The sequence below is a fragment of the Pseudomonas sp. 2995-3 genome, assembly GCF_002742565.1.
Taxonomy (GTDB): domain Bacteria; phylum Pseudomonadota; class Gammaproteobacteria; order Pseudomonadales; family Pseudomonadaceae; genus Aquipseudomonas; species Aquipseudomonas edaphica.
In genome coordinates this window covers 307,991-321,489 of record NZ_LJSB01000176.1, presented here as the reverse complement: position 1 = coordinate 321,489, position 13,499 = coordinate 307,991, and the positions used below count along the sequence as shown (strand labels likewise).

The 13,499-nt window shown below is 59.4% G+C and carries 17 protein-coding genes; all 17 read right to left on the bottom strand.

The window, feature by feature from the left end:
• Positions 1-281: 281 nt before the first annotated feature.
• Positions 282-485 (bottom strand): cold-shock protein, encoded by a 204-nt coding sequence (locus tag AOA62_RS13505; protein WP_099548885.1) that lies wholly within the window; start codon positions 483-485, stop codon positions 282-284.
• A 35-nt stretch (positions 486-520) separates the two neighbouring features.
• Entirely contained in the window at positions 521-1,030 is a 510-nt protein-coding gene (locus AOA62_RS32475; protein WP_256592330.1) for a hypothetical protein, read from the bottom strand.
• Between the two features lie 272 nt (positions 1,031-1,302).
• Complete coding sequence (locus tag AOA62_RS13495) at positions 1,303-2,610, bottom strand: type II toxin-antitoxin system HipA family toxin (protein WP_099548884.1); 1,308 nt, start codon at positions 2,608-2,610, stop codon at positions 1,303-1,305.
• Positions 2,607-2,903, bottom strand: a complete 297-nt coding sequence (locus AOA62_RS13490; protein ID WP_099548883.1) for a helix-turn-helix domain-containing protein — start codon at positions 2,901-2,903, stop codon at positions 2,607-2,609. Before AOA62_RS13490 ends, AOA62_RS13495 begins: the two co-directional genes overlap by 4 nt.
• Before the next feature lie 354 nt (positions 2,904-3,257).
• The gene (gene flhB, locus AOA62_RS13485) at positions 3,258-4,394 is read right to left on the bottom strand and encodes a flagellar biosynthesis protein FlhB (RefSeq protein WP_056859763.1); all 1,137 of its coding nucleotides are present in this window, start codon (positions 4,392-4,394) and stop codon (positions 3,258-3,260) included.
• Between the two features lie 3 nt (positions 4,395-4,397).
• Positions 4,398-5,183, bottom strand: a complete 786-nt coding sequence (fliR, locus tag AOA62_RS13480; RefSeq protein ID WP_099548882.1) for a flagellar biosynthetic protein FliR — start codon at positions 5,181-5,183, stop codon at positions 4,398-4,400.
• 3 nt (positions 5,184-5,186) lie between these two features.
• A complete protein-coding gene (gene fliQ, locus AOA62_RS13475; RefSeq protein ID WP_003214552.1) occupies positions 5,187-5,456 on the bottom strand; it encodes a flagellar biosynthesis protein FliQ in 270 nt (89 codons plus the stop codon).
• A 4-nt stretch (positions 5,457-5,460) separates the two neighbouring features.
• Entirely contained in the window at positions 5,461-6,204 is a 744-nt protein-coding gene (gene fliP / locus AOA62_RS13470; RefSeq protein ID WP_056859761.1) for a flagellar type III secretion system pore protein FliP, read from the bottom strand.
• The gene (gene fliO, locus AOA62_RS13465; RefSeq protein ID WP_099548881.1) at positions 6,204-6,644 is read right to left on the bottom strand and encodes a flagellar biosynthetic protein FliO; all 441 of its coding nucleotides are present in this window, start codon (positions 6,642-6,644) and stop codon (positions 6,204-6,206) included. The genes fliP and fliO overlap by 1 nt, the downstream gene beginning before the upstream one ends.
• 1 nt (position 6,645) lies before the next feature.
• Positions 6,646-7,113: a flagellar motor switch protein FliN gene (gene fliN, locus AOA62_RS13460; protein WP_017134946.1), complete on the bottom strand. Its 468-nt coding sequence runs from the start codon at positions 7,111-7,113 to the stop codon at positions 6,646-6,648.
• A gap of 45 nt (positions 7,114-7,158) precedes the next feature.
• Positions 7,159-8,127, bottom strand: a complete 969-nt coding sequence (gene fliM, locus AOA62_RS13455) for a flagellar motor switch protein FliM (RefSeq protein ID WP_010166091.1) — start codon at positions 8,125-8,127, stop codon at positions 7,159-7,161.
• Positions 8,128-8,136: 9 nt separating this feature from the next.
• Positions 8,137-8,640 (bottom strand): flagellar basal body-associated protein FliL, encoded by a 504-nt coding sequence (gene fliL / locus AOA62_RS13450; RefSeq protein WP_017134945.1) that lies wholly within the window; start codon positions 8,638-8,640, stop codon positions 8,137-8,139.
• A gap of 222 nt (positions 8,641-8,862) precedes the next feature.
• Positions 8,863-10,203 (bottom strand): flagellar hook-length control protein FliK, encoded by a 1,341-nt coding sequence (locus AOA62_RS13445; protein WP_099548880.1) that lies wholly within the window; start codon positions 10,201-10,203, stop codon positions 8,863-8,865.
• A gap of 218 nt (positions 10,204-10,421) precedes the next feature.
• Positions 10,422-10,766, bottom strand: coding sequence for an Hpt domain-containing protein (locus AOA62_RS13440; protein ID WP_099548879.1), 345 nt, complete (start codon positions 10,764-10,766; stop codon positions 10,422-10,424).
• A gap of 30 nt (positions 10,767-10,796) precedes the next feature.
• The gene (locus AOA62_RS13435) at positions 10,797-12,515 is read right to left on the bottom strand and encodes a fused response regulator/phosphatase (RefSeq protein ID WP_099548878.1); all 1,719 of its coding nucleotides are present in this window, start codon (positions 12,513-12,515) and stop codon (positions 10,797-10,799) included.
• Positions 12,512-12,817, bottom strand: coding sequence for an STAS domain-containing protein (locus AOA62_RS13430; protein ID WP_099548877.1), 306 nt, complete (start codon positions 12,815-12,817; stop codon positions 12,512-12,514). Before AOA62_RS13430 ends, AOA62_RS13435 begins: the two co-directional genes overlap by 4 nt.
• 230 nt (positions 12,818-13,047) lie before the next feature.
• Complete coding sequence (fliJ, locus tag AOA62_RS13420) at positions 13,048-13,497, bottom strand: flagellar export protein FliJ (RefSeq protein ID WP_016972024.1); 450 nt, start codon at positions 13,495-13,497, stop codon at positions 13,048-13,050.
• Between the last annotated feature and the right edge of the window lie 2 nt (positions 13,498-13,499).

The window sequence follows — 13,499 nt, the reverse complement described above, 5'->3', positions numbered from 1 at the left end:
GAGCGTCACGGGAGGCATTCCCACGCGGGAGCGTGGGAACGATCTTCAGCGGGCTTGCTCGCGAAGGCGGTGGTTCAGTTAGAACAGTTTTGGCTGACACACCGCTTTCGCGAGCAAGCCCGCTCCCACAGCTGGATGGGGGTGTACCTGTTGTAAAGATCGTTCCCACGCTCTGCGTGGGAATGCAGCCAGGGACGCTCCGCGTCCCGACTTGAGCCTTGCGCAACGGTGACGCAGAGCGTCACAGGAGGCATTCCCACGCGGGAGCGTGGGAACGATCTTCATAAGGGTTGGATGTTGGACGCTTGCTTGCCTTTGGGCCCTGTCGTTACGTCATAGCTGACTTTTTGGTTCTCTTGCAGAGATTTGAACCCAGCACTCTGAATCGCTGAAAAATGCGCAAAAAGATCCTCGCTACCATCATCTGGAGTAATAAAACCGAACCCTTTTGTTTCGTTAAACCACTTCACAGTACCCGTCGCCATAACCCTTCTCCTGACATTGCGCGCAAAAAATCCCGCTAGATAAGCCTGATACAAAACGCAAACACACCCTTTGGCCGGTGAATCCTGGCGAACTGTACCCGCTGGCCTTCTCTCCACCGGGTACACGCTGAACTCAAGCGGTCCAAACACACCGGTTCATCATCGCCATCCAACGCAATCAGCCCTTCACCGGTCTTGCGGTTATAAACCTTGATCGTCCCCGTCACCGCTTCCATCACCCTTCCCCTGCATCTCGTTACTACTTGCGTACAGTGCCTGGCACCATCAAACCGCGAGAACGCAGAGCTGACTACTGTCAGAGTTGACAGGTAGACGGGGATTAACGACCAGTGGTAGTGATTGTTTGCTGAGCAGGCGGGGGGGTATTTTTTTCGTTTGCGGGATTTGCGCGCCTTGGGCGGCGCATCGATTTCGCTGCAGGGATTGCCCGTTGCCTGAACGGGTACTGCATTGCCTTCGCGGTCGCGGGCGACAAAACCAATGCCCTTGACGGCGTCAAACCACCTGACCGTAGCCCTGTCCATGACCGCTCTCCCGAGCCGCGCATGACGGCGCACCTCGCCGCTCTATGTAACAGTGAAGGCGGTGCAATGGATACTGTCAAAGTTGACAGGTAACGCTGAACTTTAGACAGATGGCAGCGCTGGTTGTTATGCCGCCAAGGGCTCCGCCCGCCGTGCCTGCACCGCAGCCAGTCCGGCAAGTTCGGACAAGGGAGCAACCGAAGGGGTTGCCCAAGCAGGGTGCGGAGCTTCAAGGCTGGTGTTCAAACGTTCCGATTCTCATCTACGAGGTGTCAGCGCTTGGTAGGTCGTATCAGTTTGAAGTAGTCATGGTCTTGTTCCAGAACAGCTTTGTAACCGGCGCCTGCTTTGAGGGGAATCCTTACACTTTTGAAAATGTCATCCCATTGGGCAAATGCGGCTAGCGTTTGCTCAATGTAGTCGTTCGGCTTGAGGTACTTGTAGTCTGCGCACAGCTCCTGAATCAGCCTCCGGATTGCCTTCCCTCGACCGTTATATGCCGTTGTGTGTTCACCCCGAGCCTCCGAGAAAGTCAGGTCGTATGCCGGCGCGAGCGTCCACCTTGCTTCGTCGCCAGGCTTCTCTGGCTCACGCCCGATGAACGCGAAGTTCTTGGTGTGATCGTCGTAGTTGTGAAACAGTGCATTGAAAACCATCACCCTGGCCATTTTTTCGACCTCTGCGGCACTACGCGTCAGCATGTTTGTGAGCTTCAGTAGCCCGCTGTAGTCCATGGATGGCAGTTTGTACGTAGCGTACATAAGCGCAGAAACCGTGATCATGTGAAGCTTTTTATCGCGCTGCCGGTCAAAGCGCTTTGTTGCGAAGAAGCCCTCGCGACTACCGTCATGCATGGTCATGTTCAGGACAGTCGACTCAGCCATTTCGACACCTGCGTCCCTGGCCATCAGGTAGTAAGCATACTCAATTGCGCCGGTTTCAACCGGCTCATCTGGTGCCCTGAATTTGACTATCCAGTGATCATAGCCCGGCAGAATTGGCCCAAAAGCGGACGTTGCATGCTGCCCATCAGGAGACATTGCGACAATCGCTTTAGGGCGGGCACCACCAGGCGATCCCCCTGCAAGCCTGAGCTTGGTAAGCACTGCCGAAGTGTCTCCTGACAGGACTTCCACGGAATTCTCGAAGAGCTCTGCAAGGTTAATTGTCCCCCTCAGCTCTCCTCTTTCCGCTTTTGGATGGTACTCAAACGCTCCCATGGCTCTGTCGCCCATGTAAGCGAGCCGATCCAGGGCAGTAACTGTGTAAGCAGTTCCCTCACCGAATGTGGCATTAAGGAATCTGTCCATCAGCAGCATGCCCCAGCCGTCTGGAAGAGAGTCCGCAAAGGGGCCGTGCAATCCTTCGAACAGTTCAGGAGCACGAGCAAGCTGGGGTTTGTCGTCAAACTTCATCGTGAACGGCGACAGGTTGAAGCCTGTAGCGAGCCATACCGGGTCGTAAGTGAAAAAAATCCCAACCCCCTCCTCCCTGTACAGATCACCGACTTTCACACCGCTTTTGGTGACCTCAAGGGATTCGAAACGCTTCAGCTTCGGATAATCCTGGCGCGGTTTCATTTAGAACCCCGTTTGCGCTTTGAGTTTTTCAGCTCTGTGAGGGAGTTCGGCTGCGAAGGTTTAAACAGAGTCGTTAGCGGAGTCAGCTCATCGAGCGCGGTGGCGAGCAGAATCATCGATTCGAGAGTAATAGAACCTGCAGTCTCGAACCGCTGGATCGACGACTCCGATACCCCTGAAAGCTCTGCCAAGGTCTTCCTCGTGAGGTTTTTCGATAGCCGTAGCTTTTTTGCATTTTTCCCCACATCGCGAGCGATCTCTGCGGGGGAGCTGAGCAAATGCATGAAGGACATGGCAGGCCTCGTTTAATTTTTACTAATGGCTAAATCTGACTTATTAAGGGCATGAAATCAGCATTATTAGTCAGTTTTGACCATTATAGTGCTATTGGCGTGCGCGAGGAAAAATCATATACCTTGCTAACAGTCAGATATGACTATTTATATGGAAAAATTCGCTTTAATAGGTCAGTTATGACTAATTATATTTTCCCTGCGCACAACTCAAACTTTGGTTGTCCGTGAGGCTCCCTATCCATTGGGGTTTAGATCATGCGCCGAACGGCGCGCTGCAAGCTCGGCGCACGGGCAGGAAAAAACGCGAGGTCGGAGCCGGGCTTGCCTGCGATGGCGTCGGTGCAGGACGACTCAGGAATCGCGGCGCAGCTCCGGCGGAATCGGCAGGTCCTTGAGCGGGTCTGGCCGCTTGCCCTTGCCCGCGCGGTATTGGCGGATCTGGTACACGTAGGCCAACACCTGCGCCACGGCCAGGTACAGGCCAGCGGGGATCTCCTGGTCGAGGTCGGTGGAGTAGAAGATCGACCGCGCCAGCTCCGGCGATTCCAGCAGCAGAATGTCGTTGGCCACGGCGATTTCGCGAATCTTCAGCGCGGTAAAGTCGCTGCCCTTGGCCAGCAACATCGGCGCGCCGCCCTTCTCCGGGTCGTACTTGAGCGCCACGGCGTAGTGGGTCGGGTTGGTGATGACCACGTCGGCATCCGGCACCGCCGCCATCATCTTGCGCTGGGACATTTCGCGTTGCAGTTGGCGAATCCGCTGTTTGACCTCGGGGCGACCTTCCTGGTCCTTGTGCTCGTCGCGCACTTCCTGCTTGGTCATCAGCAGTTTCTTGTGGCTTTCCCACAGCTGAATCGGCGCGTCCACGGCGGCGATGATGATCAGCCCGCAGGCCATCCACAGCGCACTCCAGCCCACCACCTGCACGCTGTGAATAATCGCGGATTCCAGCGGTTCATGGGCGATGCGCAGCAAATCGTCGATGTCGGAGGACAACACCGTCAACGCCACAAACAGGATCAGGATAAATTTCGCCAGCGCCTTGAGCAGTTCCACCAGCGCCTTGGTGGAAAACATACGCTTAAGCCCAGGCCCAGGGTTCATGCGGCTGAACTTGGGCGCCATGCTGCCGGCGGCAAACAGCCAGCCGCCGAGGGACACCGGCCCGATCAGCGCCGCCAGCAACAGGGTGATAAGCACCGGCTGCACCGCCAGAATCGCGATCTTGCCCGAGTGCAACAGGTACTGGCCCATGGCGCCGGGGCTCAGCAGCACTTCGCGCGGCAGCGAAAAGTTGAGCTTCATCAGCTCCATCAGGTCCAGCGCCAGGCCACCGCCGTAGATCAGCAGCCCCCCGGCACCGGCGAGCATCACCGCCAGGGTATTGAGTTCTTTGGAGCGGGCAATCTCGCCCTTTTCCCTGGAGTCCTTTTTACGTTTCTCCGTGGGGTCTTCTGTTTTGTCCTGGCCACTCTCGCTCTCGGCCATGTCTCAACGCGCCCGTGCCAGATCACGTAAAAACTGCAAGGCGTCGGTGGCCAGCGGTTGATACTGATTGAGAATGTCGGCCATGCCGATCCAGAAAATCCCCATGCCCAACACCAGGGTCAGCGGGAAACCAATCGAGAAAATGTTCAGCTGCGGCGCCGCGCGAGTCATCACGCCAAACGCGATGTTGACCACCAGCAGCGCAGTAATCGCCGGCAACACCAGCAACAACGAGGCGCCCAATACCCAACTCATGCGGCCGACCAATTCCCAGAAGTGATTGACCACCAGCCCCGAGCCCACCGGCAAGGTGGTGAAGCTTTCGGTCATGACCTCGAACACCACCAGATGGCCGTTCATCGCCAGGAAAATCAAGGTCACCAGCATGGTCAGGAACTGCCCGATCACTGCCACCGACACGCCGTTGGTAGGGTCGACCATGGACGCGAAGCCCATGCCCATCTGGATCGAGATGATTTGCCCGGCGATTACAAAGGCCTGGAAGAACAACGTCAGCGAGAAGCCCATCAGCGCGCCGATCAATATCTGCTCGGCAATCAGCAACAACGCACTGAGGTCCAGGGCATTCACCGGCGGCATCGGCGGCAAGCCGGGCACGATGACGATGGTAATGGCGAAGGCAAAATACAGGCGGATGCGCCTCGGCACCAAGGTAGTCCCGAACACCGGCATGGTCATCAGCACTGCCGTGACGCGAAACATCGGCAAAATGAAAGACGCCACCCAGGTGCTGATCTGGGTGTCGGTCAAGGCCAGCACAGATTGCATCGGTCAGCCGATCAACTGCGGAATACTGCCGTACAGCTGCAGGATGTATTCCATAAAGGTTTGCACCAGCCACGGGCCGGCGACGATCAGGGTGATCAGCATCACCAGCAAACGCGGGAGGAAGCTCAAGGTTTGTTCGTTGATCTGGGTCGCGGCCTGGAACATCGCCACCAGCAGGCCCACCAACAGGCTCGGCACCACCAGCACGGCGACCATCATGGTGGTCAGCCACAGCGCTTCACGGAACAGGTCGACCGCTACTTCTGGCGTCATGTCACTACACCCCGCCGAAACTGCTGGCCAGGGTGCCGATAATCAGCGCCCAGCCGTCCACCAGCACAAACAGCATGATCTTGAACGGCAACGAAATAATCAGCGGCGACAGCATCATCATCCCCATGGCCATCAGCACGCTCGCCACCACCAGGTCGATGATCAGGAACGGGATAAAGATCATGAAGCCGATCTGGAACGCGGTTTTCAATTCGGACGTGACGAAGGCCGGCACCAGAATGGTCAGCGGCGCCTGATCCGGCGTGGCAATGTCGGTGCGCTTGGACAGGCGCATAAACAGCTCAAGGTCACTGGAACGGGTTTGCGACAGCATGAAGTCCTTGATCGGACCCTGGGCCTTGTCGATCGCGTCCTGAGCCGAGAGTTTCTCGGCCAGGTAGGGTTGCAAGGCTTGCTGGTTCACCTTGTCGAACACCGGCGCCATGATGAACAAGGTCAAGAACAGCGCCATGCCGGTGAGGATCTGGTTCGACGGTGTCTGCTGCAGGCCCAGGGCCTGACGCAAAATCGAGAACACGATGATGATCCGCGTAAAGCTGGTCATCAGCATGACAAACGCCGGGATAAAACTCAGCGCAGTCATGATCAGCAAAATCTGCAGGCTGACCGAGTATTCCTGGGCGCCGGCCGCGTTGGTGCCCAGGGTGATCGCCGGGATCGACAACGGGTCGGCTGCCAACGCCAGCGGCGCGGCCAGCAACAGCATGAGCGTCAATAAAACGCGCATTACTTCTTATCCTTCTGATCCTTGCCCAGCAACTCCATCAGGCGCTGGGCGAATTCCGGCGTGGCGGTCTCGGTCCTGGTTGCTTCCACCGGCGTCTTGAGTACGTGCAACGGGGTGATGCGGCCGGGCGTGATACCCAGCAGGATTTGCTCTTCGCCCACCTGCACCAGCACCAGCCGATCACGCGGGCCGAGGGCGCGCGAGCCGATCATCTCGATCACCTGGGCATTGCCCGGCCCGATGCGCTGCACGCGGCGCATCAGCCAGGCGAGCACGAAGATCAGACCGACTACCAGCAACAATCCAAGCACCAGCTGGGTCAACTGGCCGCCGATGCCACTGCTGACCACAGGTGCCGTAGCCGCCGCTTGGGCGACCGGCTCAGCCGCCAGGGCGCTCAATGGCAGCGCCAGAAACAGTCCCGCCATCGAATACTTCATCTCAGCGCAACTTCTTGATGCGTTCGCTTGGGCTGATCACGTCCGTCAGGCGGATGCCGAACTTCTCGTTGACCACCACCACCTCGCCATGGGCGATCAGGGTGCCGTTGACCAGCACGTCCAGCGGCTCACCGGCCAGGCGGTCGAGCTCGATCACCGAACCCTGGTTGAGTTGCAGCAGGTTGCGGATGTTGATTTCGGTGCTGCCGACTTCCATGGAGATCGACACCGGAATGTCGAGAATCACATCCAGGTTCGGGCCGTCGAGGGTCACCGGGTCGTTGTTTTTCGGCACGCTGCCGAATTCTTCCATCGGCAGGCGTTTGCCGGCCGGCGCCATGGCGGCGTCGGCGGCCAGCAGCGCGTCGATGTCGTCCTGGCCGACATCGCCGGTTTCTTCCAGGGCCGCAGCCCATTCGTCAGCCAGGGCCTGGTCTTCGGCGGAAGTGTTTTCGTGTTCGGTAGCCATTACATGTCCTCGGCGCAGCAAAAATTCATCGATAGAAGGGGCAGATCAGCGACGGTTGATCGGTTCGATCACTTGCAACGCCAGGTTGCCCTTGTGGGAACCGAGCTTGACCTTGAACGACGGCACGCCATTGGCGCGCATGATCAGCTCTTCCGGCAACTCCACGGGGATCACGTCCCCCGGTTGCATGTGCAAAATATCGCGCAAACGCAGCTGGCGACGGGCCACAGTGGCGCTCAAAGGCACGTCGACGTCCAGCAGGTCTTCGCGCAGGGCCTTGACCCAGCGTTCGTCCTGGTCGTCGAGGTCGGACTGGAAACCGGCGTCGAGCATTTCGCGCACCGGCTCGATCATCGAGTACGGCATGGTCACGTGCAGGTCGCCGCCACCGCCATCAAGCTCGATGTGGAAGGTGGAGACCACAATGGCTTCGCTGGGGCCGACGATGTTGGCCATGGCCGGGTTCACTTCCGAGTTGATGTACTCGAAATTGACTTCCATGATCGCCTGCCAGGCTTCCTTCAAGTCGATGAAGGCTTGCTCCAGCACCATGCGCACCACACGCAATTCGGTAGGGGTGAATTCACGCCCTTCGATCTTGGCGTGGCGGCCGTCGCCGCCGAAGAAGTTGTCCACCAGCTTGAACACCAGCTTGGCGTCGAGGATGAACAGCGCGGTACCGCGCAACGGTTTGATCTTGACCAGGTTGAGGCTGGTGGGCACATACAGCGAATGCACGTACTCGCCGAACTTCATCACCTGCACGCCGCCTACCGCTACGTCTGCCGAGCGGCGCAGCATGTTGAACATGCTGATACGGGTGTAACGGGCGAAACGCTCATTGATCATCTCCAGGGTCGGCATGCGCCCACGGACGATGCGATCCTGGCTGGTGAGGTCATAACTTTTGACGCTGCCGGGTTCGGCAGCCATTTCGGTCTGTACCAGACCATCGTCGACGCCATGCAACAGCGCGTCGATTTCATCCTGGGACAGCAGGTCTTGCACGGCCATGTCGTGATCCTACTGCAATACGAAGTTAGTGAAGAGCGCCTGCTCGACCACGACTTTGCCGAGCTCTTTCTGGGCCACTTCCTGCACGCTGGCAGTGACCTTCTGGCGCAGCATTTCCTGGCCGACCGGGGTGGCCAGGCTGTCGAAGCTCTGCCCGGAGAACAGCATCACCAGGTTGTTGCGGATCACCGGCATATGCACTTTAAGCGCATCCAGGTCCGCCTGGTTACGCGCCAGCAAGGTGATGCTCACCTGCAGGTAGCGTTGGCGACCGTTCTGATTGTAGTTGGCGACAAAGGCCGGCAGCATCGGCTCGAAGATTGCCGGTTGCTTGACGTTAGTGGCGGTTTCGGCGGCGGGAGCCGGTTTGCTCGCGCTGCTGTGCATGATGTACCACGTGCCGCCAATCGAGGCGCCAATGGCCAGGAGCAGGCCCAGCACAATCAGCAGGATCAGCTTGAGCTTGCCTTTGCCTGCGGGTGGGGTTGCTGCTGCGTCGTCACTCTTCGCCATGCCAATAATCCGTCACTATTCGGGGATTCATAGATCTACGGGAAGGCAAGAGCAAGTGTTATGCCAGAGTTGTCTGGCAGTTGGGGAGAGAACTAACACCACAAACCAAATGTGGGAGCTGGCTTGCCTGCGATAGCGGTGGGTCAGTTAATACTTCTGTAACTGATGCACCGCCATCGCAGGCAAGCCAGCTCCCACATTGACCGCGTTTTTTGGCTCAAGTCAGGCGTAGTAATCGACGGCGCTGGAGCCGATCACGGTCTGGCTCACCGGCGCGACCGCCGCCGCCACTTCAGCAGCGTCACCCGCATCGCCGCCATCACCACGCCCACCACTGCCGCTTATGCCGCGGGCCTGATTCTGCTGCTGTTGCTCCTGGCCCTGACCCTGCCAGCCACGCGACTGGTCGGAGACGTTGACGTCGACCTGCCCCATGCCTTGCTGGGCAAACATCTCGCGCAAACGGCCGGACTGGCTTTCCAGCGCTTCACGTACCACGGCGTGGCCGCTCATGAAGTTGACCTGGGCTTGCTGGTCGGCGGTCAAATTGACCTTGATATCCAGGCGCCCCAGTTCAGCCGGCTGCAACTGAATCTCCGCCGACTTGAGGTTGGCGCTGGACAGGTACATCACGCGGTTGACCACCTCTTCGGTCCAGCCGCTCTGGTGCATGGCCAATGGCGCATTGGCCACGGGCGGCAAGGCGTTCGCGGTTTTCGGCGTGGCAGCCTGGGTCAGCGCGGCCAGGCGGTTGGCGAAATCATCCACCCGCGTGTCGCTGCCGGCGTCTTTCAAATCCTTGAGGCCACCTTCGATCAGCCCACTGAAGGCCTTGTCGCCGCCCTGGTCAGTGCTGTCTTTGGTGGCTTGCTGGTCGACCATGTTGGCAAGACCTGCGGCAAAGTTCTGCGCGGCGGTTGGCTGGTCCTGAGCGGTGGTCGGCGCGGCTTTCTGTGGCGTCTGGCTGCTGGCCGACACATGGCCGCCCTGCTCCATGGCCAAGCGCACGGCCGGCATCGAATCCAGCGGATCGGCTTCGGGGTCGAAGGCCGGTTGCTTGGCGTCATCGGTGGCTGCAAGCGGCGCCGCGACCACCGGCTGGGCCGTGTCGTCATGGGTGGCTACCGGCGCGGGCGCTGGCACCGGAACAGGCACCGGCGTAACAACGGCGACCAATGCCGGGTCGACCACCGGATCAGCCGGGGGCTGCTGCGCCACGGCCGGGTCGGCGGGCTTGTCGTCATCACTGCTGGCGCTGTCGTCAGCCTTGGCCGGCTTGGCAGGCAAGGGATTGCCGCTATCGGCAACCGCTGGCGTGCTGGCGGCAGGCTTGTCGTTGTTGGCGACCGGCTTGGTGTTGGTATCCGAAGGCTTGTCACGCGAGATTTTGACCGGAGTGTCATCGGTCTTCAGCGTGGGCTTGGGGCTTTGGTTGGCAAACACTTGAGCGAAACCAGGGCCCTTGTCCCGTGGGTCCGCGGCCGCTACAGGCGGTGTGGCGGCCGGCGCTTGAGGCTTGGGCGCAGCGGCAGCCTGAAGGAGCGAATTGGGGGCGACTGGCATAGTTAAAGGTCTCCACTGCATTGGGGGTCGGGGATGCAGTATCGGGAGATAGAGCAAGAGTCGGGCCAGGTTTGGTTTTTTGACGGTAGATCCATTGTGCTCTGTGGGAGCTGGCTTGCCTGCGATGCAGACACCTCGGTGTATCAGGCAAAACCAGTCGATGCCATCGCAGGCAAGCCAGCTCCCACATTTGGCCGAGACCGGCTTGGCGACTCAATTCAAAGCTGAAAGCGCTGCCTTTCCGACTCATACAGCGGACGCACCAACGCAAACTCATGATCAATCTGATCAACCAGCGCACCCAAGTCCGCCGACAACTCGACGGACTCCACCTCCAGCCGCTGACACAACTGCGCCAACCGCACCGCCCCAAGGTTGCCACTGCTGCCCTTGAAGCTATGGGCAATCCGGCCCAACGCCTTGGCGTCACCACGCGACTTGCGCAACGCATCGATACGCTTTTGCGAATCGTCCAGAAAGGTATCCAGCAATTTCGGATATTCGCTTTCCATCACTTCCTGCAGGCCCGTCAGCACATCAGGGTCCAGATGAATCTCAAGCACTTGTTCGCTCCTTGATCAAGAATCGGCGGATTATGCCAGAGCCCCCCAGCAAAACTCCACGCACACACTGCGCCCGCCATCGGTCCAGCGTACATCGCTGCTCAGTTGCCGTACCAGGCTCAGCCCCCGGCCAGACAAACGGTCGATATCCAGCGGCCGCGCCAGCACCTGTTCCACGTCAAACCCTGGGCCACTGTCTTCGATGCGCAGCGTCATTTTGCCGCCCGTGGCAGTCGGCGCCACCTGCACATGTACCCGCACATAACCGCTGTTCAACTGCGACAGGCGCTCGTTGCGCTGGCGGTAATACTCGGAAAATCCTTGGGCATCGCGCTTGAGTCGCGAATCCAGGCCCAGCACGCCATGCTCCAGCGCATTGGAATACAACTCGGCCATCACGCTGTACAGCGCGCCGCTTTGCCCACGCAGGCCATGAATCTCCAGCAGCAATTGCAACAGGTACGGCAACGGGTTGTAGCTTTTGAGCGTTCGCGCACGAAACTCGAAGCTCACCGACCAATCCAACGGGCACGACTGGCCACTGTCGGCATACAGCGGCTCAGCCGCCCGCGACGGCTGGCCAGGCTGCAAGGTAATCTCCACCATGCTGACATCATCGCGCGCCTCACCCCGGAACGCCGCCAGGGCCTGCTCAATCTCCTCAAACAAGCGGTCGGGCTTGCGATTGCTGGCAAATACCTGCTGCAAACGCGCCGCGCCAAATAACTGTTCACTGGCGTTGGCGGTATCCAGCACCCCATCGGACAACAAGAACACCCGGTCGCCCAAGGCCATGGGCCAGACTTCGGTACTGTCATCAAACGCCTGTGCCGAAAGCACACCCAGCGGCAGGTGCCGGGATAACAAAGGCGTACGCTTGCCGGTGGCGATCTCATGCACATAGCCGTCGGGCATGCCGCCGTTCCATACCTCCACCACGCGCCGCTGGGTACTCAGGCACACCAGCGTGGCGCAGCAGAACATGTCCACCGGCAAGATGCGCTTGAGCTTGGCATTCATCTCGCGCAGGGTCTGCGCCAGGCCGTAACCCTTGGCGGTCATGCCGTAGAAGACTTCCGCCAGCGGCATGGCGCCCACTGCGGCCGGCAGGCCATGGCCGGTGAAGTCACCGAGCAGCACATGCATGTCGCCGGACGGCGTATACGCCGCCAGCAACAGGTCGCCGTTGAACAGCGCATAGGGCGATTGCAGGTAGCGAATGTTCGGCGCCGCATTGATGCAACCCGAATGCGCCACTTTGTCGAACACCGCCTTGGCCGCGCGTTGCTCATGCAACAGGTAATCGTGGTGCCGGGCGATCTGGTCGCGCTGGCGCAGCACCGTGGCCTGCAGGCGCCGCAGACGGTCCATGGCATTGATCTTGGCAGCCAGGATCAGCGGGTTGTAGGGTTTGGGCAGGAAATCATCGCCACCGGCATCCAGGCATTGGGCCAGGGCTTCGCTTTCGCGCAGCGAGGTGAGGAAGATGATCGGCACCAGCGCCTCACCCGCCAACTGTTTGATCCGCCGCGCCGCTTCAAAACCGTCCATCACCGGCATAAGGGCGTCCATCAACACCAGTTGCGGGCGCTCGCGGGTAAACACCTCGACGGCTTGCGCGCCATTGGTGGCGGTGAGCACCTGGTGGCCCTGACGCCGAATGATGGTCGACAGCAACAGCAAATCAGCGGCGCTGTCTTCGGCGATCAGGATCGTCAGTGGTTCAAGGACCGGGGCCAAGGTGCTCAACTGATGTCGAACAGTTTGTCGAAGTTGGAGATGCCGAGGATCTTGCGCACATCGGAGTTGCTGTTGATGACCTGCACTTCAGCGTCATCGCCACCGGCATGGTCGCGCAATAGCAGGAGCATGCCCAGGGCCGAGCTGTCCAGATAGGTGGCTTCTTTCAGATCTACCACGTAGATGTCGGGCACTTTGTAGAACCGCTCGTAGGCATCGCGAAAGGTCTGGTGGCTTCCGAAATCGAATCGGCCTCTTACTTTAATCGTCAACTTCGTCCCATCCAGGGATACTTCTGACTCGACTGACATACGACTGCTTCCTTGTCATTGCAATGTGCAACAAGGTTTAGCAGCTGAACCGGATCTGGGCAACACCGAGCACTCAATGTGGGAGCTGGCTTGTGTGGGAGCTGGCTTGCCTGCGATAGCATCACCGCTGTATCACTGATACACCTCGTCGCCTGCATCGCAGGCAAGCCAGCTCCCACCTAAGCCAGCACCCACACAGCCCAGCTCCCACAGTAGGCAAGTGGAAACTGTTAGTACTGTGACTGCCGTGGAAGTCGCTGTGACAGCTCATCGAGCAGCTTCTGCTCACGCTTGTCCTCAATCGCCCGCGCTTCGTCGATATAACGCTGCACCAGCTTGCGCAAGCCTTCAACGCGGGCAAACGCCGCCTGCCAACTTTCACGGGCTTTATCAAGATTGTTCTGGTGCCAGGCCAGGCTCTGGCGCTGCTGGCCCACAGCGGTTTCCAACTGGTTGAGAAAGCCCTGGTAGCCCATCAACCACTGGCCGGAGACGCCCTTGCTGCCACGCTCGATCCACTGCTGCTGATATTCGCCGCGAAAGCGCTCCAGGTCGCCCAGCTTGCTTTCCGCCAGGCGCACCTGACCCTGGAAGTAACCCAGGCGTTGCACGGCGGTTTTTTCGGCCTTTTCGGCCATGTCCACCACTGGGGCCAGGCGTGAAGAACGGGTGCTGGCCATGG